Annotated in this window: 19 protein-coding genes and 1 tRNA gene; 4 read left to right on the top strand and 16 right to left on the bottom strand. The window is 64.5% G+C overall.

The annotated features are described in order from the left end of the window. Positions 1 to 50 precede the first annotated feature (50 nt). From DENOEST_RS13750 to DENOEST_RS13680, 14 genes are all read right to left on the bottom strand, one after another. Complete coding sequence (locus tag DENOEST_RS13750) at positions 51 to 1088, bottom strand: AraC family transcriptional regulator (RefSeq protein ID WP_170228216.1); 1038 nt, start codon at positions 1086 to 1088, stop codon at positions 51 to 53. A 99-nt stretch (positions 1089 to 1187) separates the two neighbouring features. Then, positions 1188 to 2183, bottom strand: a complete 996-nt coding sequence (locus DENOEST_RS13745; RefSeq protein WP_145770984.1) for a beta-ketoacyl-[acyl-carrier-protein] synthase family protein — start codon at positions 2181 to 2183, stop codon at positions 1188 to 1190. After that, positions 2180 to 2767, bottom strand: coding sequence for a UGSC family (seleno)protein (locus DENOEST_RS20580; RefSeq protein ID WP_273701422.1), 588 nt, complete (start codon positions 2765 to 2767; stop codon positions 2180 to 2182). The genes DENOEST_RS13745 and DENOEST_RS20580 overlap by 4 nt, the downstream gene beginning before the upstream one ends. Before the next feature lie 26 nt (positions 2768 to 2793). Next, a complete protein-coding gene (locus DENOEST_RS13730) occupies positions 2794 to 3810 on the bottom strand; it encodes a hypothetical protein (RefSeq protein WP_145770986.1) in 1017 nt (338 codons plus the stop codon). Between the two features lie 155 nt (positions 3811 to 3965). After that, positions 3966 to 4059, bottom strand: a tRNA-Sec gene (locus DENOEST_RS13725). A gap of 8 nt (positions 4060 to 4067) precedes the next feature. Beyond that, positions 4068 to 5987 (bottom strand): selenocysteine-specific translation elongation factor, encoded by a 1920-nt coding sequence (selB, locus tag DENOEST_RS13720; protein ID WP_145770987.1) that lies wholly within the window; start codon positions 5985 to 5987, stop codon positions 4068 to 4070. Further along, positions 5984 to 7399 (bottom strand): L-seryl-tRNA(Sec) selenium transferase, encoded by a 1416-nt coding sequence (selA, locus tag DENOEST_RS13715; RefSeq protein ID WP_145770988.1) that lies wholly within the window; start codon positions 7397 to 7399, stop codon positions 5984 to 5986. The genes selB and selA overlap by 4 nt, the downstream gene beginning before the upstream one ends. Positions 7400 to 7409: 10 nt before the next feature. Continuing rightward, complete coding sequence (locus DENOEST_RS13710) at positions 7410 to 8339, bottom strand: NAD(P)-dependent oxidoreductase (protein ID WP_145770989.1); 930 nt, start codon at positions 8337 to 8339, stop codon at positions 7410 to 7412. A 227-nt stretch (positions 8340 to 8566) separates the two neighbouring features. Continuing rightward, complete coding sequence (locus tag DENOEST_RS13705; RefSeq protein WP_145770990.1) at positions 8567 to 9685, bottom strand: acyl-CoA dehydrogenase family protein; 1119 nt, start codon at positions 9683 to 9685, stop codon at positions 8567 to 8569. Positions 9686 to 9875: 190 nt separating this feature from the next. Then, a complete protein-coding gene (locus DENOEST_RS13700; protein WP_145770991.1) occupies positions 9876 to 11045 on the bottom strand; it encodes an acyl-CoA dehydrogenase family protein in 1170 nt (389 codons plus the stop codon). Between the two features lie 3 nt (positions 11046 to 11048). Next, complete coding sequence (locus tag DENOEST_RS13695) at positions 11049 to 12701, bottom strand: AMP-binding protein (protein WP_145770992.1); 1653 nt, start codon at positions 12699 to 12701, stop codon at positions 11049 to 11051. A gap of 17 nt (positions 12702 to 12718) precedes the next feature. Then, positions 12719 to 13162 (bottom strand): MaoC/PaaZ C-terminal domain-containing protein, encoded by a 444-nt coding sequence (locus DENOEST_RS13690; protein ID WP_170228218.1) that lies wholly within the window; start codon positions 13160 to 13162, stop codon positions 12719 to 12721. Positions 13163 to 13297: 135 nt separating this feature from the next. Beyond that, positions 13298 to 14215, bottom strand: a complete 918-nt coding sequence (locus DENOEST_RS13685; RefSeq protein ID WP_145770994.1) for an FAS1-like dehydratase domain-containing protein — start codon at positions 14213 to 14215, stop codon at positions 13298 to 13300. A 2-nt stretch (positions 14216 to 14217) separates the two neighbouring features. Then, on the bottom strand, positions 14218 to 15411 hold the full coding sequence (locus tag DENOEST_RS13680; protein ID WP_145770995.1) for a thiolase family protein: 1194 nt from the start codon (positions 15409 to 15411) through the stop codon (positions 14218 to 14220). Positions 15412 to 15608: 197 nt separating this feature from the next. Between DENOEST_RS13680 and DENOEST_RS13675 the strand changes: the two genes are divergently transcribed. The 4 genes from DENOEST_RS13675 to mnmA are packed head-to-tail and all read left to right on the top strand — an operon-like array spanning position 15609 to position 18475. Next, positions 15609 to 16385, top strand: a complete 777-nt coding sequence (locus DENOEST_RS13675; protein ID WP_145770996.1) for an SDR family NAD(P)-dependent oxidoreductase — start codon at positions 15609 to 15611, stop codon at positions 16383 to 16385. Positions 16386 to 16402: 17 nt separating this feature from the next. After that, the gene (locus tag DENOEST_RS13670; RefSeq protein WP_145770997.1) at positions 16403 to 16855 is read left to right on the top strand and encodes an NUDIX hydrolase; all 453 of its coding nucleotides are present in this window, start codon (positions 16403 to 16405) and stop codon (positions 16853 to 16855) included. Next, a complete protein-coding gene (locus DENOEST_RS13665; protein WP_145770998.1) occupies positions 16855 to 17400 on the top strand; it encodes a hypothetical protein in 546 nt (181 codons plus the stop codon). Before DENOEST_RS13670 ends, DENOEST_RS13665 begins: the two co-directional genes overlap by 1 nt. Continuing rightward, entirely contained in the window at positions 17393 to 18475 is a 1083-nt protein-coding gene (gene mnmA, locus DENOEST_RS13660; RefSeq protein ID WP_145770999.1) for a tRNA 2-thiouridine(34) synthase MnmA, read from the top strand. Before DENOEST_RS13665 ends, mnmA begins: the two co-directional genes overlap by 8 nt. Here mnmA and DENOEST_RS19940 read toward each other — a convergent pair whose 3' ends face one another. After that, positions 18476 to 21238, bottom strand: coding sequence for a sensor domain-containing diguanylate cyclase (locus DENOEST_RS19940; protein ID WP_170228219.1), 2763 nt, complete (start codon positions 21236 to 21238; stop codon positions 18476 to 18478). It lies immediately after the preceding gene. A gap of 305 nt (positions 21239 to 21543) precedes the next feature. Continuing rightward, positions 21544 to 22152 (bottom strand): glutathione S-transferase N-terminal domain-containing protein, encoded by a 609-nt coding sequence (locus DENOEST_RS13650; RefSeq protein WP_145771001.1) that lies wholly within the window; start codon positions 22150 to 22152, stop codon positions 21544 to 21546. Positions 22153 to 22223 lie beyond the last annotated feature (71 nt).

Genomic DNA, 22223 nt, shown 5'->3' with positions numbered 1-22223 from the left:
GACTCCCATGGGCCGCGCCGCCATCGCGGCCGCCTGCTCACTCACGCGTATCAGGCATCGCCGGTCAGCGAGGGCAAGGATGCTCGGGATTTCCGCTTGCGGAATTCCCGTGGCGACATGCCCGTCCAGCGCCGGAAGGCCCGGGTAAAGCTGGTGGGATCGCTGAAACCCAGCCGCTCGGCGATGGCCTCGACAGAAAGTCGGGAAGATTCGAGATAACTTCGGGCGAGCCCAGCCCGCACATCGTCGACGATGCCCTTGTAGGACACCCCTCGTTCCTCCAGGCGCCGACGCAGGGTGCGTGGACTGATGTCCAATCTGGCGGCACATTCCTCCGGGGAAAGCAGACGGTCGGAAAACATCAGCATCTGGGCTCTGATGTTGCGAACCCATTCATCCTCGTCGCCACCGTCGGCATGGATCAGTTTCTCGCATTGGGCCCGATAAATCCGGGCCGCATTGCTGCTGGCCATGGGCAGGCGCGTGCCGAGAAAGGCGGCATCGAAACGCACCTGGGTCCGGGGCGCATCGAATACCACCGGGCAGGGCAGGTATTGGCCGTAGGCCTCGCCATGGGCCGGACGGGGAAAACCGCAGCGGATTTCCCGCAGGGGCAGGGGCCGGCCGGTCACCCAGCGGGTCACGGACAGGATGCTGCCCAGCATGTCCTCCACCGCGAACAGCAGCAGATCGTCGGGCGCCACCGCCGCCTCCACCTCCAGCACGGCCTCGTCGCCTTCGCTGCGCAGGGAAAGAAAGACCAGGCGGCCACTGAAGCGGCCCGGCACCTTCTGGTACTGGCAGCCCATCAGGATGGCCTCCCGCAGGGTCTCGGAACACAGCATGGCGAAGCCCAGGCTGCCAAAAGTGGAGATGGGCCGGTTGCTCCCCAGGGCCAGGCCGAGGGCGGGATCGCGGCTCAGTTGCAGGGCGTTGCGCAGCAGGCAGATATGCTGCGCATCCGAAATGCCGCCCGGTTCCGAAAGATCCCGGTCCTCCAGCCCGGTGCCCTTCAGCAAGGCTGCCCGGGAGATTCCGCAGGACGCCATGAACTCGGTCATCCAGGCCACATAATTCATCGAAACCATCGCGACTCCGCCCCCCGCCACTGGCGCTCCTTCACCAGCGCTACAGGTTAATCGGCTTTGCGCCCCGGGTGAAGCCATCGACCCCATTCCCGTCTGCCCTCATCCGGGCGTCGGCGGCATCAACAATCCCGCGCCGAAAGCGTAAGGGGTGCTGCTGGCCAGCAAGTAGGGTTCATGGCAGGGCCCCGACTTCAGCATGCGGTCCAGGCCGATCAGCAGATCCGCCGATCCCACATGCCCGGTCTCGGGGCCGGTCAGCAGGAAATCCTCGATGGGAATGTTGATCACCTGGGCGATCAGATGCAGGAACAGGGCAGCCGTCTGGTTGATGATCACCCGCTTGGGCGCAATGCCGAAGCGCTTTTTCATGGCCTCCAGGCTGCTCGAATAGCCATAGGCATAGCGCTCGCGGATATCGGCCCGGGAGCTGCCCATGAACAGGCGCTCGGCGGGATTGGCCCCCGCCGGGGCCACCGGATGGCGGGTGCCGCCGTACTTGACCAGCACCGTGCCGTTCAGGTCGCTCTGGGTAGTGAATTCCGCGCCCCGGAACATCGCCTTGGCGGGATGGGGCGTATCCATCGCCACCACGGCGGCGCTGGCGCCGTCGCCGTGGGCCCAGAGTCCCATGCTCGCCATGGAGCCATGGTCCACCGTATAGGACCAGCGCTCCGCCGTGACGATGGCCGCCACACCGCCGCCATGGGTGGCCAGCCAGCCCTGGGCCATGTCCAGGGCCGACAGGGCGCCCAGGCAGCCGATGGTCATGTCCAGCCCCAGGCAGTGGCCCTGGGCGCCACAGGACTGCATGATCTCCGTGGCCACGGAAAAGGACGGCAGATAATCCCGCGAGATGCCGGCGAAAAGTACCAGGCGGAGTTCGTCCGGAGCCACGCCCGCATCGGCCAGGGCCGCCTTGAGGGCCGTGGCCCCCATGGTGCTGGGGTGGTCCTCCGCCAGGGCATGGCAGACGTTCGGCCAGCCCTGGTAGTTGCTCACATCCGCCCCGGCCTCGGCAGCCACCTCACACACCGGCCGGGCCGGTGGCAGATAGATGCCGCTGCCAAGGATCGACAGGGTCGTTTCCGTACTCATGGCGCTTCGTCCTTCAATAAACACTCCACGGCGTCGGCGATCTGGCTCGCCCGCTGCCGTAGTACTTCTTCCGGAACCATCTGGGTCGGATGGTCGATCACGATGGCGGGGAGCGGCCGATCCGCCGGCTGGTAGGCCATGCACCGGTTCACCTGGTCCCCGAAAGGTTCAGTCAGAATCGCGAAACCGGCGACACCGGCCCGCTGCAACAAAATGGCGTCAAGCGAACTGCCCGACGAACAACTCCCTCAATCGGAGACACCGCACAAGACGAGCCCCGGCTCCTGGGACAGGGAGGCCAGGAGGGCCGCCGGCATCGGTGTGCCGGCATCATTCTTTTGCAAAATCTCCTCACGGACCTCGATGCCCCGCTGCCGCAGGATCTGCTGGGCGAACTGCAGGATCGCCAGGGAGTTGGGCTTCTTGTGGTCAAGGAACGTGACGCGGGGCAGCTTCGGCTTGAGAGTGATCCTGATGGGATCGGACTCGGGCCGGGGGATGGGGTTCACCAGCACCTCGCAGGTCACATCGCCGCAACTCATCAGTTGCTTGGCCGGTAGTTTTTCTGTCATGGGCTTGCTCATTGTTCACCTCCGTAAAAAATCTCGGTTCAAATACCTACGATCTGTTTGCAGACGACATTCTGGCTGCCCGCCCAACGGGGGATGACGGCGGAGAAGCGGCCGCCAACGGCACCGCATTCGATGAAGCTCAGTTGGTCGATTGTTTTCAGTGGCGTGCGCATCGCACCGAACTCCACCTCCGCATACTCCAGGGGCGGAATCGCGATCCGCCCCACCTTCACCAGATCGTCCGTCTGGCGCCGGGCATTCTCGTAAAGGTATTGCCGCGCCTGTTCCCGGGTGAACTCCGACTTCACCAGTGCCATATGGTCTGGCGCAATCACCACCAGATAGCCCGAAGAGCGGTAGTACCAGGCCGTCTGGCCGTAATGCAGCATGCAGTCGCCGATGGTGTCCAGAATCGCCGCCCCGGTCCTGGCATAGTGGTTGTTGCAGGAGTTCGGTCCTTCGCTGGACATGACCGATACGGCGGAAACCTCGGCGGGCAGGCCAAACTGGGTGTGGTAGGGTCCCCAGGCCGTTTGGGGATGCTCGGCAATGCAAAAAGACAAGCGCCCAGGATGCCCCACGGTGCCGTGGGATTGCAGCACACCGCCGCCCTTGCCGCAGAACAGCCGCATCATCTGGGCGAAACGCCCCACGGTGGCGTTGATCCGGCTGTTGGCGCCCAATGCGTTCGCCTCATGCTCGAAGCCCAGGGCCGCCACCACCGGACCGCTCACAATCACCAGCACACTGGCCCCACCTGTGGTCACTTCCACCCCGCTGACGTTGAAGCGGGGATCCAGTATGGCCAGGACCAGGGCCCGCAGTACCGGCGCATATTCCAGCTTGCAGCCAGCCATCACCGCCGTAGCCGCCACCTGCTCGGCGCGGACCTTGATGCTCTGGTCGGGGATATTCCCCACCACATCAGTGGCCTGCCAGCCCAGGGCCTCCAGCATGGGATCCACCAGGCTGCCATAGGGGGGGATCACCGGCAGACCATCGGTCCAGCCGCTTTCCATGCACTTCTCGATGTCATCCAGGACGCCGTGGCTCACTGTTTTTTCTCCTTCGTCTGCGCGGTCTTTTGTTTATGGAAACACCGATTAAGTCCGTTCGCGCTGAGCCTGTCGAAGCGCAAGCCTCGCCAACGCGGGGCTTCGACAGGCTCAGCCCGAACGGGTGGGGACTTTGTTCCGTACTCCATTAAATATGGCGGAAGAGGTAGGAGTCGAACCCACCAGGCGCCTCATCGGCACCGCGCTGGTTTTGAAGACCAGGTGCCCCACCGGGGACATCGCTCTTCCGTGGTAATTCATGCCGCCATCCTCCGCGGCCAGTCTGCATCCCGGAGTCGGCGCCCATTGCCTTCCCGCCGGGTGAATTTGACACTGTCGAAATACTCCAGGATCTCGATGGTCAGATCCCGTCCCAGTCCCAGATGGACCTTGGTCTCGATCACCGAAAAAATCTCCTGCCGCGCCGCCAGGTGCTGGATCTCGACCGCCAGCCCTTGCAGCACCGACGGCAGGGTGAGCCGCTTGGAACTGACTTGAACCAGTTGTCCGGACTTCAGCGCCGTGGCGATCACCGCCCCTTGCACCTTGGTGCCCAGTCCCAGGTCCCGCTCGATTTCCGAGAGCAGGGGCAAATGGAAGCCCCGCTCCACCGTATAGGCCTGGAGCCGTTCCCAGCCGGCCTGGATGGCAGTCGGCAGCGTGGCCCGGTAGCCGGCGCAACTGACCCTCCCCCCGGCCAGCAGCAAACGTTTCTCCTGAACCAGGGCCTCCAGGACCGCCGCAAGGAAAGCGGGTCCGGGATTGCCCCGCAGCAGCAGCGCCTGGGGCATGCCCGCATCCATCGGGTGCTCCTTATGCCAGTCAGCCACCTGGGCAAAAAGTTGCTCCCGCTGCGCGTTCCAGTCGCCGGCGTTGAGCAGCCAGTCGCCGTGATCGCCGCGCAACCGCAGCAAGCCGGCCAGGGTGGGAAGGGATAACAGCGCCGCGAGTTCATCGTCCCGCAGGTTGAGGGCGGTCTGGACAGCCGCCAGATCCACCGGTCCCATGCCCACCTCCAGCCAGGCTCCCAGGATTGCGGCGGGGTCGTCATGGTCGAGAGCCGCCAGCCAGGCCAACCGCGCCGGCTTGCGCTTGTGCCACTGGGGCGCGGCCGGCCCCAGCACGCGTCCGCCCCCCAGGATCACGCTTTCGCTGTCGTCCTGGATCAGGAAGCGGTCGCCCCAGCAGACCTGCAAGGGCTCCTGGAGGACGAACTGCACCAATCCCATCCCGGCAGGGGATGAAGGTCCGTCGGTCTCCAGGAAATACACCCGGGCGGCCAGGCGCCGGGCACCGAGATAGAGCTTCACCGGCTGGAGGTGCTTGAGGGAAAATGGCAGGTCGTCGAGCAGGCGCAGGCGGGCATCAAACCTCAGGCCCGGTGCCACGCAGCGGGCATCGGCCAGCATGTCGCCCCGCTGGATGTCCTCCCGCTCCACATCGCCCACCAGATTCAGGGCGCAGCGCTGGCCAGACTGCCCCGTGGAGGCGGCCTCGTCCTGGGCATGAATGCTCCGTACCCGCACCTTGATGCCTTCGCTGCCAGACTTCACCGTGTACAGCAGCAGGCTGTCGCCCACCGCCACGCGCCCGGCCATGGCCGTCCCGGTGACGATCAAGCCGGCGCCCTTGAGCACGAAGGCCCGGTCCACCGAGAGGCGGAAATAGCCCCGCGCTTCCTGATCCTGCTGCCGCTCGGCGCGGGCTGCCAACTCGGCCTGCAAGTCGACCATGCCCTCGCCCGTGAGGCTGGAAACGGGGAAGACCTGGGCCCCGGGTAGCAACCCGCCCACCGCCCCGCTCACGGCCCGGAGCTGTTCAGGGGAAACCCGGTCGGTCTTGGTGACGACAGCCAGGGTGTCGCGCACCCCCAGCAGTTCCATGACCCGCACATGCTCCCGGGTCTGGGGCATCACGCCCTCGCCGGCATCCACCACCAGCATGCCCAGGTCCACGCCGCGGATGCCGGCAATCATGGTGTTGATGAAGCGCCGGTGCCCCGGCACGTCGATGAAGCCGATGGAAGCGCCGGCCGCCGTCTTGCGGTAGGCAAAGCCCAGGGCGATGGTCATGCCCCGGCGCTGCTCCTCCTCCAGGCGGTCGGTGTTGACGCCGGTGAGTTGCCGGACCAGGGAGGTCTTGCCGTGGTCCACATGGCCGGCGGTGGCGACGATCACGGCAGCACCTCACCAAGCGCGGACCACTGGGTAAGGAATTCCGCCTCCGCGGCCTCGGCCAGGCAGCGCAGATCGAGTAGCAGCTTGCCGTTGGAGATACGCCCCAGTACCGGCACGGGCAGGTGCCGCAGAGCTTCGGCCAGACCACGCAGTTCGCCGTCGTCGCCTGAGCGGGGCGCAACCTCGATGGCGACGCTGGGGATGGTGTCCACCGGCAGGGCGCCGCTGCCGATCTGGCTGTGGCAAGGCACCGCCGCTACCTGGAAGCGTGGCGCCAAGGCCGCAGCAATGCCAGGCACTAGGCGCCCTGCCTGGTCCTCGATGTCCGCCAGGGGCCGGGTCAGCAGGCGCAGGGTGGGCAAACGCTCCGGCAAGGTCGTGGGATTGCGGTAGAGCTTCAACACCTCGGCCAGGGCGGCCAGGGTCAGCTTGTCCAGGCGCAGGGCCCGCTTCAGGGGGTTCTTGCGGATGCGCTCGATCAGCGCCTTGCGTCCGGCGATGATGCCGCACTGGGGTCCGCCCAGCAGCTTGTCGCCGCTGAAGGTGATCACGTCCGCCCCCTGGGTGACGGTGGCCGCCACCGTGGGTTCGGCGGGCAGGCCCAGGGCGGCGAAGTCCACCAGACTGCCGCTGCCCATGTCCACCACGAAGGGCAGGCCATGCTGCCGGGCCAGGGTCGCCAGGGCCGATTCCTCCACCGCGTGGGTGAAGCCCTCGATGCGGTAGTTGCTGGTGTGCACCTTCATCAGCAGGGCGGTGCGCGCACCGATGGCGGCGGCGTAGTCCTTGAGATGGGTGCGGTTGGTGGTGCCCACCTCCACCAGCTGGCAGCCGGAGCGGGCCATGATTTCCGGCACCCGGAAGGCGCCGCCGATCTCCACCAGTTCCCCCCGGGAGGTGGGGACTTCGCCCCCCAGGGCCAGGGTGTTTAGAACGAGGAAGACCGCCGCCGCGTTGTTGTTGACCACCGTGGCCGCTTCCGTGCCGGCCAGCTCGCAGATCAGGGATTCCACATGGCTGTCCCGCTCACCTCGTTCTCCCCGCTCCAGATCGAACTCCAGAGTCGTCGGCGCCGTGGCGACGGCGATCATGGCCTCTACCGCCTCCCGGGGCAGCAGGGCACGCCCGAGGTTGGTATGGAGCACCGTGCCGGTCAGGTTGAACACCGGACGCAGACTGGGCTGGTGGCGAGCCTGCAGCTCGGCCGCCACCCGCTGTTGCAGGGCCTCGGCGGAGACCAGGAGCGGATGGCCCTGGTCCAGTTGCTGCCGGGCCTGGGTCAGGATTCCGCGAATCGCCTGGCTCACCTCTCCGTGGCCCCAGCGGACGATGGCGTCGCCCATCTGTTGCAACATCGCATCCACCGAGGGCAAGGCCCGTCGCAGATCGGGGGCGGGATGATCCTGGCTCATGGCTTCGCCCTCAATACCCGGCCGCCACATCCACCAGGCCCTCCAGGGGCCGTCCCTGGGCGAAGGCCTCCAGGTTGCGCAGGAAGATGGCCAGCATGCGATCCACCATGCCCGGCGCGCTCCAGGAAATATGGGGGCTGAGGCGCACCCTGGGATGCGCGTAGAGCCAATGGCCGGCGGGCAGCGGCTCGGGCTCCACCACGTCGAGGGATGCCATGGCAATGTGGCCGCGGTCCAGCAGGGGCCGCAGGGCGTCCTGATCGATCAGACCCGACCGGGCCACGTTCACCAGATGTACGCCGGGCTGGGTCATCGCCAGCTGCTCCGCACCGAGCAGCCCCCGGCTTGCGGCAGTGGCCGACAGGGCCAGCACCAGATGGTCGGCGGCACCCAGTACCTGCTCCAGGGAATCCACCAGAGTGACCCCCACCATGGGGCTGGGCCGATGTTGCCGCACCTTGGCGACGACCTTCATGTCGAAGGCCAAAGCGCGTCGGGCGATGGCCTGGCCGATGGCGCCGAAGCCCAGCAGACCCAGGGTCTTGCCTTCCAGGCCGCCGAGGTCGGCCAGGAACCACTGGGCCGGAGGCGCGCTCACCCAGCTTTGGGGCAAGCGCTTCTCGAAACTCAGCATCATGGCCAGCACCCATTCGGCGATGGCGGTGGCCGATGCACCCCGGGAACAGCTGACCTTGATATCGCCAGCAAGACCGAAGGGAAAGGTGTCAGCACCTGTCCCGAAGATATGCACCCATTGAAGTCCCTGGCACTTGGGCAGCAATTCGGCCAGGGGCTGGGTGCCTACCAACGGCGTCAGCAGGACATCAACCTCTCCGGCTAACGCACCCTGCGCCGGAACCTTGATGAGTTCCATCCCGTGTGTATGACGCAGCAATGCTTCCTCAGTTGCCGGAGCCTGGAAATTCAGCGCCAATCGCATACACCCTCCGATTTCTGTTGATGTCCATCATGAAGGGGATGTGCAGGCAAAAACAGGGCGCATTCGGCCATAACCTGTCTTTTCCGGCCACGCGATAATCCATCCAGCCGCGCCTTCCGGCAGGTTCTTGCTCATCGGCTCGCAGCTTCGATCAACGCTGCGTTCTCATCCTCAGGCGCCCATGAAAAGCCGCCCGAAGGCGGCTCTCACCGACAGGGTTTTCTGGATCAAAGGTTTGCCGCCAGCCGGCGTCGGTAGGGGTAGAGGCCACCCCAGGCCATTTCGATTTCCTTGGCCTTGCGGGTCCACAGGTGCAGGTCGGTTTCCCACATGTAGCCCATGCCGCCGAATATCTGATGGGCGGTGAAACAGGTGCGGACGAAGGTTTCGTTGCTGGCGCATTTCGCAACCGCCACTTTGTCCGCCGCCCCCGGCAGGCCGGCTTCGAGATGGGTGATGGCTTCGTAGGCAGCCAGCCGGGCGGTCTCCACCTCGGACCAGGTGTTGGCCAGCAGATGCTGGACCGCCTGGAAGCTGCCGATGGGCTTGCCGAACTGTTGCCGTTCCTTGGCGTAATCCAGCGCCATTTCCAGTACCCGCTGCGCCCCGCCGACGGCGGCGGCGGACTGGAAGGCCACTGTCCGGTCCTGGGCTGTCGCCAGATGCGCCGGCAGGTCCGCACTCCGGTAGAGCAGCTGTTCCGGCGCGAGGGATACAGCGCGGAAGCGGACCTCGTAGAGATTGGGATGGGCGAGGGAATGCAGGGCGATGAGTTCGATGCCTTCGGCATGGGGCGGGATCAGGGCCAGGCAAGGTTCGCCGGTGTTCGCCATTACCGCGCTGACCAGCAGGAAGTCGCTGTCGGCGGCGTTCTCGACGAAGCCTTTCTGGCCGTCGAGACGCAGACCCGTCGCGGATTCCCGCAGTGTGCTCGGCTGATCTCCCGGGCTGCGGAGGGCTTTTTCCTCATGGGTGGCCAGACTCAGCATCAGCTTGCCCTCAATCAGGGGCGGCAACCAGCGCTGCTTCTGGGCCTCGCTGCCCAGGTCCTGGATCAGCCAGCCGCAGGTGAGGACGCAATCGGCGAAGGGCGTGGGATCGCAGGCCCGGCCCAGTTCCTCGACCAGCGCCGCCAGGGTGACCCAGTCGCCGCCCGCGCCGCCGTAGCTTTCGTCGAAGGGCAGGCCCAGCCAGCCCAAGTCGGCCATGGGCCGCCAGATGTCGCGGGGCAGGGCAGTGCGCTCCTCGCGCATCTTGCGCACCAGGCCGGGCGGGCATTCCCGGGAAAGGAAGCGGCGCACCGCATCCTTGATCTGCAGTTGTTCAGGGGTGAAGTCCAGTTCCATGGTTCCGTCATCCGTAGCGTGAAATAACAAAGTGAAACGGCAAACCAAACAGTCGAGCGTAGCGAGCCGATATCGTCACCTCCCCCGGAGAGGGGGAGGCCGGGAGGGGGAGGGTCTTCCTGCCCTTGGCCGGCCAGCTGGCACCGTGCCTCATCGAAGCTTGCCCCCTTTGATCTCGGTTGGGCCGGCTTCAGCTTCTCGGGAGGCCCAGGCCGCGCTGGGCGATGATGTCGCGCTGGATTTCGTTGGTGCCGCCGCCGAACTTCATCATCGGCGCCAGCAGCCAGGATTGCGCCAGGTAGCCCTGCATCGGCACATGGGGGGAGCCGTATTCGAGCAGGGCCCGGGGGCCGAGAATCCGCATGCCCTCGTCGGCCAGGCGCTGCTCCAGTTCGGAGGCCAGCACCTTCTGGGCCGATGCCTCGGCGTTGGGCACCTTGCCCTGGTCGATCATCCAGGCGGTCTTGGTGCACAGGAGGCGCAGGCGTTCGACGTCGATATGCAGCCGCACCAACTGGTCCTGCACCACCGGATCGTCGAACAGCGATCGGCCGTCATCACCGGGCTCCTTGCAGCAGCGCACCAGGGCGTCGAAATTGCGCCGAATCTTGGTGTACTTGCCGATGAACACCCGCTCGAAATCCAGGGCCACGGCGATGGTGTAGAAGCCGGTGTTGGGCGCGCCGATCATGGCGCTGGCGGGAATCCGCACCTGGTCGAGAAACACCTCGTTGGTGCGGATGCCTTCCATGGTGTAGATGGGGCGCACGGTGACGCCGGGCGTATCCAGCGGGAAGATGAACACCGACAGACCCTTGTGCCGGGGCGCCGTCGGGTCGGTGCGGGCCAAGAGCCAGATATGGCTGGCATAGTGGGCGCCGGTGGTGAACACCTTCTGGCCGGTGACGACGTACTCGTCGCCTTCCTTCACCGCGCGGGTGGCGACGCTGGCCAGGTCCGAGCCGGCGCCGGGCTCGGTGTAGCCCAGGCAGATCTCCAGCTCGCCCTTGAGGATGCGCGGCAGGTATTCCTGCTTCTGCGCCTCCGAGGCCAGCTTGATCAGGGTCATGGCCAGGGAGGTGATGGTCAGGTTGCCGTAGTGGATGTCCTGCAAATCCAGCTCGTGATAGAAGATGGATTGCTCGATCATCGAGCGGCCCTGGCCGCCGTATTCCCTGGGCCAGCCGATGCCTAGCCAGCCCTGCTCGCCCAGGAGGCGCAGAAACGCCTTGCCCAGGGGGCCGGGGGAATGCCCCGAGACGGCGATCTCCTGGCGCAGGGCGTCGGTCACGTTGTCCGCCAGGAACTGGCGTATCTCCTGGCGGAACTGTTCCTGTTCCGGCGAAAAACAGAAGTCCATGATTCAGTCTCCATGCATCAGCAAGTGGCCCCGTCCCCGGCTTGCGAACAGGCGCTGTAACTCGTCGGCGTCAGCGGCGGTCAGCGGCTGGTAGGGGCCGCCGCGCACCGGCCGCCACCAGACGGGGTCGGCGCAGCTCCAGGCTTCCCGCTTCAGCGCCCGTTTCAGCACCTTGTTGGTGTGGGTGGTGGGCAGCCGTTCGCTGACCCGGACGAAACAGGGCATCCACTTGCTGCCAAAGTCCTCCTGGCGTTCCAGGAAGGTCTTGAATTCCGCCATGTCGAGGCGGCTGCCGGGCTTGAGTTCCAGGCCCGCCATCACCCGGTCGCCAACGAGGGGATCGGGCACGCCATAGACCGCTGCAATGGCGATACCGGGATGCCGCGCCAGCACCTGCTCGATCTGTATCGCCGAGAGGTTTTCTCCATCCACCCGCAGCCATTCGCTGTCCCGGCCGGCGAAGTAGAAAAAGCCCTTGGCGTCGCGGTAGGCCAGATCGCCGCTCCAGTAGGCGCCGTTGCGAATGCGCTGCTCCCGGGCCGTCGGATTGTTCCAGTAGCCCTCGAAGAGGGCTTCACCGGCGAGATTGACCAGCTCGCCGATGGCCTCGTTGCCGTTCTGCAGTACGCCATGCGCGTCGAACACGGCGCGCGGGCATTCCGTGCCGCTCTCCGGGTTCATCACCCGGATCTGGTCCGATACGGCCAGCCCGATGGAACCCGGCGGCGTGCCGTTGCCCCTCAGGATGGTGATGCAGCCTTCGGACGAACCGTAGTTGTCTACCGGCATGCAGCCGAAACGGCGGGTGAAGTTGGCGATATCCACTTCGGTGGCTTCGCTGCCGCAGACCAGGCGCAGGGAATTGTCCCGGTCGTCGGGCTTTTCCTCGGTGGCCAGGATGTAGGCCAAGGGTTTGCCCACGTAGCAAAAACAGGTGACGCCGAACTTGCGGATGTCGGGCAGAAAGCCGGAGGCGGAGAATCTGCGGCGCAGCACCGCCGCTCCACCTGAAGCCAAAAGCGCCAGCAGCCCCATGATCAGGCCCGTGGAGTGAAACAGGGGCATGGGCACGTAGGATACGTCCCGGGCGCTCAGCTGCTGGCTTTGCACCAGCATCAGGGTGTTGCGCATCACCCGGGCGTTGGAATAGATCACCGCCTTGGGGGCGCCCCCCGTGCCCGAGGTGAAGATCAGGCAGAAGATATCCCCGGGTGAGACGGCTACCGCAGGGAGGGGCAGGCCCCGGAAGCCCTCCAGGATGTCATGGCCCGGGGCGTCCGCTACCTGGAGACGCTCCCCCAGCAGGGCTGCCGCAGCCTCCGGCACCTGTTCCTGGTAGCGGGTTTCGGTCAGGAGGAACTGGCATTCGGTATGGGCGATGTCCCGGGCCAGATCGGCCCCCTTGCGGGTCGAGTTGAGGGCGACGAAGGTGGCGCCGGCCAGGGCGCAGGCGCCCACCCAGAAGGCATACTCCGGGGTATTGTCCAGCAGCAGGCCCACATGGAAGGGGCCGGGGCGGCGCTGGGCCAGTAGGTAACGGGCGCGGGCCGCGCATTCCGCCACCAGTTCCGCGCCGCTCCAGCAGTGATCCTCGAAATACAGGGCCGCCTGACTGTCCTGGCTGCGGGAGAGAAAAATTTCCGCGATGGTTTCCATGTCCCGAATCCCGTCGCTCAGACGGTGGGGCGCGCGGGCAGGAATACCGTGGCAGTGGCGGGTACCAGCAGGTCGCCTGCCGCACTCTCTTCCCAGACTTCCAGGTCCACGGCGGGCCGGCCCTCCTGATGGTATTTTTTTATCACCTTGCCCCTCAGGGTGAGGGGCTGGCCGGCGAGCGCCATGCCCCGGTTGGAATAGGCAAACTTTTTCAGGAATCCGCCCGAGCCCATCCAGTCGGTGACATAGGCCGAGAGTTGGGCGCCCTGGAGGGGGCCCTGGACCAGGACGGTGGGCAGCCCCTCGCTGTGGGCGAACTTCTCGTCGTAGTGGATGCGGTGGGGGTTGCGGGTGACGGCGCTGTACAGGAACATCTGCTTGGTGGTGACGGTCTTGGTTACCGGCGCCAACTCCATGCCTTCCTGTACATCTTCGTAGTAGCGGGTTTGCGGTGCATTCATTTTTCGTGCTCCCGTGAGCGCCAGAGAAACACCGAACAAGTCCCAATGCGTCATTCCGGCGAACGCCGGAATCCAGGAAATTCAACGCACTGGACACCGGCCTTCGCCGGTGTGACGGACTTAATCGGTGCTTCCTTAGCGGTTGATGATCGTGTTGATGTCCGCGGCCACCTTCTCGCCGCGCTGGTTGGTGTAGGTGGCCTCGATCACCACGAACACCGTGCTGCCGCTGCCGCCGCTGCGCTCGTAGATATCGAGGATCTTGCGCTGACGGGTGAGCACGTCGCCCGGCCGGATTTCCTGGAAATACTCCACCTGGTAGCCGCCGAACAGCTTGCGCTTGGCCTTGAGGGGCGGGAAGGGCAGGCCGTCGTTCTGCTGGGGCGTGCCGTCCTCCGGCAGGTCCGCCATCGGGACTTCCCAGTCGAAGGGAATGGACAGGAACATCGGCGGCGCGACGATCCCTTCGCCGGCCAGGTACTGTGGGTTCGGGTCCTCCGTGGCGTAGCAGAAGCGCCGGATCTCCTCGGCGGAGACCGGATAGCCGCTGACCTTGTCGCTCTGTCGGCCGATGTAGGCCAGCACTTCCGGCGTCAGTTGGGTAGTGCCCGCGGGCTTGCTGGCCGGCGCCGGCGTGCCCCTGAGGGAGGCGTCGGCGGGCTGGAAGCGCAGCAGGGTGGCCCCTTCCTTTTCATGGCGCTCGAAGACCGGCGCCAGTTCCATGCCGATCCTGATCTTGTCCTCGGGCACGTTGACCAGGGTGCTGGTGAGGCGGGGGCCTTCTTCGAGTTCGACCACCGCCAGATACTGGGGCACCTCGTCGGCGAACAGGGGATGGGTGGGGCGGCGCGAGATGGTGTAGGTGTAGAGCGTGCCCCGGCCGGAGGACGGCTTCCACTCCAGGTCGGAGGACAGGCAGTGGGGGCAGGTGATGCGCGGATAGTGGAACAGGTGGTTGCACTGGCGGCAGTGCTTGAGCAGGATCTTCTGCTCGGCCAGGCCGCTCCAGAAGGGACGGCTGTCGGGAGTGGGGACGGGATAGGGTTTTTTCATGGCTATGCGCCCTCCAGAATCAGCACGACCTGTTCGCTCATGATGCCGCCGTTGCCGGTGACGAAGGCCCGGTTGCAGTTCTTCACCTGGTTGCCGCCGGCCCGGCCCATGATCTGCCGGGTGCCGTCGATGACGTGGTGCATGCCGCCCGCCATGCCGGTCTGACCGAAGGAGAGCTGGCCGCCATGGGGGTTGCAGGGGAAGTCGCCCCGGTAGCTGAGGTCGTGGGACAGAATGAATTCCGCGGCCTTGCCCTTGGGACAGAAGCCCGCGTCTTCCAGGGTCATCAGCACGGTGATGGTGTAGCAGTCGTAGATGGACGCCATGTCGATATCCGCATGGGTGACGCCCGCCATGGCGAAGGCTTGGGCCGCTGCGGCGGCGATCGGCGTGTGCAGCAGGTCGGCGGCATAGGTCGGCGTCTTGAAGGCCAACCGTTCGCCGAAGCCGGTAATGCGGACCGGACGATTTTTGGCGCGGGCCGCCCGTTCCTTGCTGGTCACCACCACCGCCGCGCCACCGGCCACCGGCATGACGATTTCCAGCAGATGGATTGGATCGGCGATCATCGGGCTGTTCAGCACATCGTCGATGGTGAGCGGCTGGCCGTAGAAAATCGCGTCCGGGTTGGCGCAGGCGCTGGCGCGCTGGTCCGCCGCAATCTTGGCCAGGGCGCGCGGGTCGTAACCATAGCGGGAGGCGTAGAGATTGGCGATCTGGGCGTAGCCGCAGTTCTGGGCCAGGTTGCCGTAGGGAATGTCGAACTGGGCCTGGGGCGAGCCGTACTCGTTGCTCGAGGCGCCGAAGGGGAAGGGATGGGGCTTGAGCTCCGGCGGCATCGGCATGGGGCCGGCCGGGAAGGCGCACACCACCACTTCGGCGATACCCAGTTCAATCGCCGCGGCGGCCCGCCAGATGGCACCTGCGGCACTGGCGCCGCCCAGATCAACGTGTTCGGCAAAGCTGAGTTCCATGCCCATGTATTCCGCCAGGGTCGCCGGCGCAAACATGGCGGACTCGGCGATGCCCGAGGTGACCAGTCCGTCCACCTCGTGCTTTTCAATGCCGGCATCCTGCAGCGCCAGTTGCGCCAGGCGCGCCCACTGTTCGATGCAGAACAGCGGTTCCCCCTGGGGTTTCTTTTCCGGTTTCAGTTCGACATAGCCGGCGATCGCGGCGTCTCCTCGAAGTCCCATTGCGGTTCTCCTTCTCCTTATTCTGTCGGATGCATGATGCGGTTTATGCGCCAGCGGGAACAGAACGCGAAAGGCCAATACCTGTCAGATCAGGCCATCCTGACATTCCGGAGCGACTTTGGAGTGTGGCAATATCCGGCGACCGGGATGGTCGCGCTTGCCGTTCCCAATTCAATGAAACAGCAACGGGGTAGCCCATGGCGAAACAAAGAGAAAATTTTCCTCCGGGCGTCGCCCTGGTCATCGGCGGCAGCGGCGGCATGGGGCGGTCGATCTGCGAGCGCCTGGCGGAGGCGGGGAGCGACGTGGCGCTCACCTACCAGAGCAATGCCGCCCGGGCCGCCGAAGCTGCCGCTGCTGTCGAAGCCCTGGGACGGACCGCGCTGACGGTGCAGCTTTCCCTGGAGGACGAGGCCGGAATGAAGGCTGCGGTGGATGCTCTGGCCGCCCATCAGCGCATCCACACCGTGGTGGTGGCGTCCGGCACCGACATCGCCCAGCCCAAGATTCGCGACATGACCACCGCCCAGTGGCGCCAGGTGATGGACGCGGACCTGAACGGCTTCTTCAATCTGATCCATGCCACCCTGCCCCACCTCAAGGCCGGTGGCGGTGGTTCCTACGTCCATATCAGTTCCGCCGGTCTGCATCGCTGGCCGGATGGCGACGTGCTCTCGGTGGCCCCCAAGGCTGCCATCGAATCCCTGATCCAGGGCATCGCCAGGGAGGAGGGGCGCTATGGCATCCGCGCCAACAGCGTGGCCCTGGGGGTAATCGAGTCCGGCATCTTCCTGCGCCGCCTGGCCGACGGCACCTTCACCGAGCGCTGGCAGCAGGCCGCCCTGTCCAAGCTGTGCCTGAAGCGCTGGGGCAGCGCCGACGAGGTGGCCGATGCGGTGGTGTTCCTGGCCTCCAATCGGGCGGCCTACACCACGGGCCAGATTCTTTCCGTGGATGGGGGCTACCGGGTGTAGCGATAGAATACCGGCCCATGAGTACGATCTGGAAACCCAATGTCACGGTGGCCGCCCTGGTTGAAAGGGATGGCCGGTTTTTGCTGGTGGAGGAAGAGACCGAGCAGGGACTGCTTTTTAATCAGCCTGCCGGCCATCTGGAGCCGGGGGAGTCCCTTGTTTCCGCCTGTGCCCGAGAGGCCCTGGAGGAAACCGCCTGGAACTTCAACCCCACCGCCCTGGTGGGGGTCTATCAATGGCCTCGTCCCCAGGGGGATATTACCTACCTGCGTTTTGCCTTTTCGGGCACCCTGGGCGACCATGATCCGGGACGGGCGCTGGACAAGGGCATCCTGCGGGCGGTGTGGATGAGCCCGGCAGAAGTCGAAGCTACCCGGGATCGGCATCGCAGTCCGCTGATCCTTCAATGCGTACAGGACTATCTGGCGGGGCGGCGCTTTCCCCTGGACCTGATCCGGCATTACGGCTGATGCGCTGGCTGGGACTGTTGCTGGTGCTGCTGCTGGGTAGCGCACGGGCGGACGAACCCGTTTCCATCTGCTACGGCTATGGCTGTGCCCATCAGGTGACAGCGATATTTGCCGAAGGACAGCTGGTGCCTTTACTGGCTCGCTTGGACGAGGCCCGCGATGGCGAGGTGGAAAAGGCGGCATTGGCTGATGCAATCGGACAGCTTTATGGCTGGGCCGGGCAGCAAACGCCGATCCGTGGCGACAAGGGCGGCAACTATGCGGATGAAGGGCGGCGGGGCGCCATGGATTGCATCGACCACGCCACTACCACCACCCGACTGCTGAAACTGCTGGAGGCGAGAGGCGGATTGCATTTTCATCGAGTGACGGAGCCGGTACGCCGTACCCGCTGGATGATTTTTGAACATTACTCGGCAGCCATCGTGGCATTGGACGGGGAAGCCCGGCAATACGCGGTGGATAGCTGGTTCGTGGATAACGGTCAGCCGGCGGTGATCCTGCCGCTGGAGGAATGGATGGACGGGGGAGGTCCCGATGTCTGAAAAAGGAACGGTTGTGGTCGGCATGTCCGGCGGCGTGGACTCCTCGGTGGCAGCCCTGCTGCTGAAGCAGGCCGGTTGGAAGGTGGTGGGCCTGTTCATGAAGAACTGGGAGGACGATGACGATGAGGAATACTGCTCCTCCCGCCAGGATCTGATCGATGCAGTGTCCGCTGCCGACGTGATCGGCATCGACCTGGAAGTGGTGAATTTTTCCGCCGAATACAAGGACCGGGTCTTCGCCGAGTTCCTGCGGGAATACCAGGCGGGGCGCACTCCCAACCCGGATGTGCTGTGCAATGCCGAAATCAAGTTCAAGGCCTTTCTGGACCATGCCTTGCAGCTGGGCGCCGAGAAGATTGCCACCGGCCATTACGCCGGGGTGCGGGAGTTTCTCGGTGAGTACCAGTTGCTGAAGGCCGAGGACGGCACCAAGGACCAGAGTTATTTCCTGCATCGTCTCAATCAGGCCCAGTTGTCCAGGACCCTCTTCCCCCTGGCCCAGGTCTACAAGCGTGACGTGCGCAGGATCGCTGCCGAGGCGGGGCTGGCCAATCATGCCAAGAAGGATTCCACCGGCATCTGCTTCATTGGCGAGCGGGATTTCCGCGAGTTCCTGCAACGCTACCTGCCCCTCCAGCCCGGCGAGATACGCAATCTGGATACCGATCAGGTGATGGGACGGCACCAGGGGCTGATGTACCACACCCTGGGCCAGCGCGACGGTCTGGGTATCGGCGGCGTCAAGGGCGCACCGGAGCTGCCCTGGTACGTGGCCGGCAAGGACATGGAAAAGAACCTGCTCTACGTGGTGCAGGGCCACGATCATCCGGCCCTGCTGCGGGAGCGGTTGACCGCCGCCAACCTGAGCTGGGTGTCGGGCCGGGCGCCCCATACCCACTGGGTCTACACCGCCAAGACCCGCTATCGCCAGCCCGATGCGCCCTGCGAAGTGGAGAGCGTTGATAGCGAGCATTGCGAAATCGTCTTCGCCGCGCCCCAATGGGCGGTGACGCCGGGGCAGAGCGTGGTGCTCTACGAATCCCGGGTCTGCCTGGGCGGCGGCATGATCGAGTGACTAGACGCTTCTTCCCCGCGCATCAAGAGCCACACGGCGCTCGGCCTCCATACGTCGGACCAGGGCATCGGCCTGCATGTGCTCGCTGAAGCACTGGACGCGGTTCCGGCCGGCTTGCTTGGCGTGATACATGGCGATGTCGGCGTAACGCATCAGGGTGGATGCATCGGCGGCGTCATCGGGGTATGTCGCAATACCCACGCTGCCGGAAATATGTTGCACGCCCGAGGCAAGGCCAAAGGGCCGACGCAATGCTGTGACGATTTTCTCGCCGATGTTCTCTAGGCTGTCCTGCCGGTCGAGGTGCTGGATCACCATGGTGAATTCGTCTCCCCCCAGTCGGGCTACCGTGTCTTCCTGGCGTACGGTGGCCTGAAGACGGTGGGACACTTCCACCAGAAGTTCGTCCCCCACATCATGACCGAGGGTGTCGTTGATCCATTTGAATCCGTCCAGGTCGAGGAACAGGAGTCCCACCTTGCTGCCATTGCGCCTGGCATGGGCCAGTGCCTGGGTCAGGCGGTCCTGGAGCAGGTTTCGGTTGGCCAGGCCGGTGAGGGCATCGAAATTAGCTTGGCGCCAGACCTCCTCCTGCTGTTTCTTTCGTTCCGAAATATCACTGAACAGAGCTACATATTCGAATACCTGGCCAGTCTTCTCTTCATGCACGGCGGAAATACTCAACCATTGGGGGTAGATTTCCCCGTTCTTGCGCTGGCTCCAGATTTCGCCTTCCCAGGAACCCTTGGCCTCCAGGGATTGGTTCGTGATCTGGTAGACGCCCGCATCCTGATGGGGGGGCGGGGCATTCAATGATGATGCCTTGCGGCCGATGGCTTCCTCCGCCGTGTAGCCGGTGATGGCGCAGAAGGCCGGGTTGACTGAAACGATCAGGCCCTGGTCGTCAATGGTCATGATGCCCTGGTTCGATGCCTTGAAAACCACCAGGGCCTCGATCATCCGGGCCTCGGTGCGCTTGCGTTCGCTGATGTCCTGGAGGCCCAATTGCAACAGGGGCCTCTCCTTGTGGCGAAAGCGCATCAATCGGATTTCCGCATCCCACGGTTCCCCGCTGGGGCGCTGGTGGCGCCATTCGAACAGGACCGCTCCCGTTTCCAGAGCCGCCGCGACATGGCGGGCCATCGCCGTGGTGGAGGGGGTACCGTCGTATTGAACCGGGGCCGAGAGGCCGAGCATCGCCATGCCGATCAGGGCCTCGGGGCCGGCCATACCGTGGATCTGGGCCGCCGCCGAGTTGCAATCCACGACCCGGCCGCTGACCGGGTCCATGATCACCAGGGGAATCTGGGAGCCCTCGAACAAGGCTTTGTTGTAGGCCTCGCTATCGATCAGGGCCCGGGCCGCCTCTCGTTCGGCGGTAACTTCCCGGGAGGTGCCAACAGCGCGCAAGGGCTTGCCCTTCCTGGAATAGGTCACCTCGCCGACGGAATGCACATGACGGCGGATGCCGGGTGCCATGATGCGATGTTCAATATCGAAGCGCCCTGTCACCAGGGCCGTTTGCAATGCCTCGTCCACCCGCTTGCGGTCATCTGGTGCGACGCAGGCCAGGAAGCTTTCCAGGGTGGCTTGGTCGTCCGGGAGGGCACCAAGGATGCGGTAGGTTTCCGGCGACCAGACCATGGTATGGGTGGGCAGGTCGATGGACCAGATGCCGATTTTCGCGATGTGCTGGGCACGGTTCAACTCGGCGGTGCGTTGTTCGACCTGGATTTCGAGATTCTTGCTGCGGGAATTCAATTTGTGCAGCAGGTTCGACAGGCTATTGGCCAGATCACTGACCTCATCGTTGCCGAAATGTCCATCGGTCAGGGAGATACTGCTGCGGCCATTCAGGGCGATGTTGCGGGCTTCCTGGGCCAGCATTTCGATGCGTCGGGTTTGAGTCCGGGCCACCATGCCACTGATCACGGCGGCGGCCAGGATTGCGAGCAGTCCGACACTGATATGCTTTATGAACAACTTGTCCAGAGGCCGTTCGAACAGGGTCTGATCCATGGATACCCGGAGTTCGAGGGGGGGGTCCAGGGTCAGGCCTGGGGCCTTGATGGGAATGGCGACCGACACGACCTGGGGCGGAGTGGACATCACCTGGCGGGCCAGTACCTGGTCGGCCGCGATCAGTTCCATGCTGGCGATGCCCAGGCTGCGGGGGAGGGCGTCCTGCTCTGGACTCAGCCAGGCGCTCAGGTCGCTATCCATGACCAATGCCCCTTCATAGTGGCCTTGCCGCCCATAGAGAATCGGCACTGCCAGATACAGCGTGGCTGATCCCTTGCGCATTTCGATTCCGGAGTAAGGGCGGCCGCGATCAAGCATGGTCCTGAACCAGGGCTGATCACGATAGCCGGGGCGGGTCTTGCGCGCTGCCAGAATATCGCCGTGAAAGTCGGCAAGCGCCAGGTTGTAGTCGATGTCCGTCGGCAGTTCGTGCCTTGCCAGATAGGGCAGGAGATAGGCGTTGCGACCCGGGACATCGAGCAGGGCACTGGTGAAGAGGCGCTCCCTGGCCAGGGTCTTGAGTTCCCGTCCGGCCACATCAAGGGCCTGGGCCATCGGCGTAGCGATGGTTTCTGCCGCTTCATGGAGTTGCAGTTGGGCGCTTTGTTGCACCAGATCCTTGGCGCCGATGTAGGAAATTCCGATCAGGATCAGCACCATGGCGGCACTCAAGGCCACGGCATAAAGAGTGTGCTGCCCCCGCAGTCCCAGGCGTCGTCCGGTAAGGAAAGTGGGGGTCATGCCCATCGGCAGGCCGATGCTAGCGGCCAGATGCCCTGGTATCTTTCGTCCCGGCAGCACTCATGTCCCAAGTTGGGAGCGCTCCGGTAAGGTGTGGCGTCGGCGAGTCTTCCATCCTGCCTCCCTGGTCGTACCCCATGGTCAGGGCATTATCTCCATGTCTTAATTGTCGCAGAAATCTCTGTGCGTTTTGATTTTAAGCAAAAAATCCCAGTTCGATTGCAGGAAGGGGCACCTCCTCCTGAAGTGGGCGGAATGGGTCGGAAATGGGGTAGATGTTGCGGGCATTCCAGATGCCCGCAGGATCAGGTGGAGGGTACCGTGTCCTGGAAGGAGGGGCGCTGCATCAGCTTGTCGAACATCTTGTGCAGACCGGGGTGGGTGCCGTGCCAATCGATTCTTGGGAAACGGAAATCCAGATAGCCCAGGGCGCTGCCCACAGCAATGTCGGCCAGACTGAAGTGTGTGCCCATGCACCAAGGTTTGTCTCCCAGTTCCCGTTCCATGAAGTCCAGGCTGCGGATGATGACTGCGTCGTTTCTGGCGATGCTGGATCGGTTTTGCAGGGCGTCGTCGAGTAGGGATGCGTAGCGGTTTTCCACCGCGGCATCGAGTACGCCATCGGCAAGGGCCTCCCAGCGTTTGACTTCCATCCGTTCCCGGCTGGGCTGGGGCATCAACTTGTTGTTGGGGGCAGAGTTATCCAGATATTCGACGATCACCGGTGAGTCGAATACCGGAGTCTCATCGTCCAGGATCAGCACAGGAATCCGGGCCAGGGGGTTGAAATTGGCGACGGTGCTGCCAGGGCTGCCGGGAGATTCGATGATGAACTCGTATTCGATCTTCTTTTCAGCCAGGACGATGCGGGCCTTGCGGACATAGGGACTGGTGATGGAACCGATAAGTTTCATGGTGTTTTTCAATTTGCGGTGAATCAAGTATACAACGGCAGCTTCACCGTGACGGTCCAACTGCCCCACTC

The sequence above is a fragment of the Denitratisoma oestradiolicum genome, assembly GCF_902813185.1.
Classification (GTDB): Bacteria; Pseudomonadota; Gammaproteobacteria; order Burkholderiales; family Rhodocyclaceae; genus Denitratisoma; species Denitratisoma oestradiolicum.
This window is presented reverse-complemented; position numbering and strand designations above follow the sequence as displayed.

What these genes read in the sequence shown, in the direction of transcription:
- DENOEST_RS13680 (WP_145770995.1), bottom strand. Translation starts at nt 15,411, where the DNA reads ATGGGACTTCGAGGAGACGCCGCGATCGCCGGCTATGTCGAACTGAAA.
- mnmA (WP_145770999.1), top strand. Translation starts at nt 17,393, where the DNA reads ATGTCTGAAAAAGGAACGGTTGTGGTCGGCATGTCCGGCGGCGTGGAC.
- DENOEST_RS19940 (WP_170228219.1), bottom strand. Translation starts at nt 21,238, where the DNA reads ATGACCCCCACTTTCCTTACCGGACGACGCCTGGGACTGCGGGGGCAG.
- DENOEST_RS13665 (WP_145770998.1), top strand. Translation starts at nt 16,855, where the DNA reads ATGCGCTGGCTGGGACTGTTGCTGGTGCTGCTGCTGGGTAGCGCACGG.
- DENOEST_RS13650 (WP_145771001.1), bottom strand. Translation starts at nt 22,152, where the DNA reads ATGAAACTTATCGGTTCCATCACCAGTCCCTATGTCCGCAAGGCCCGC.
- DENOEST_RS13750 (WP_170228216.1), bottom strand. Translation starts at nt 1,088, where the DNA reads ATGGTTTCGATGAATTATGTGGCCTGGATGACCGAGTTCATGGCGTCC.
- DENOEST_RS13710 (WP_145770989.1), bottom strand. Translation starts at nt 8,339, where the DNA reads ATGCGATTGGCGCTGAATTTCCAGGCTCCGGCAACTGAGGAAGCATTG.
- selA (WP_145770988.1), bottom strand. Translation starts at nt 7,399, where the DNA reads ATGAGCCAGGATCATCCCGCCCCCGATCTGCGACGGGCCTTGCCCTCG.
- DENOEST_RS13745 (WP_145770984.1), bottom strand. Translation starts at nt 2,183, where the DNA reads ATGAGTACGGAAACGACCCTGTCGATCCTTGGCAGCGGCATCTATCTG.
- DENOEST_RS13695 (WP_145770992.1), bottom strand. Translation starts at nt 12,701, where the DNA reads ATGGAAACCATCGCGGAAATTTTTCTCTCCCGCAGCCAGGACAGTCAG.
- DENOEST_RS13685 (WP_145770994.1), bottom strand. Translation starts at nt 14,215, where the DNA reads ATGAAAAAACCCTATCCCGTCCCCACTCCCGACAGCCGTCCCTTCTGG.
- DENOEST_RS13700 (WP_145770991.1), bottom strand. Translation starts at nt 11,045, where the DNA reads ATGGACTTCTGTTTTTCGCCGGAACAGGAACAGTTCCGCCAGGAGATA.
- DENOEST_RS13705 (WP_145770990.1), bottom strand. Translation starts at nt 9,685, where the DNA reads ATGGAACTGGACTTCACCCCTGAACAACTGCAGATCAAGGATGCGGTG.
- DENOEST_RS13690 (WP_170228218.1), bottom strand. Translation starts at nt 13,162, where the DNA reads ATGAATGCACCGCAAACCCGCTACTACGAAGATGTACAGGAAGGCATG.
- DENOEST_RS13670 (WP_145770997.1), top strand. Translation starts at nt 16,403, where the DNA reads ATGAGTACGATCTGGAAACCCAATGTCACGGTGGCCGCCCTGGTTGAA.
- DENOEST_RS13675 (WP_145770996.1), top strand. Translation starts at nt 15,609, where the DNA reads ATGGCGAAACAAAGAGAAAATTTTCCTCCGGGCGTCGCCCTGGTCATC.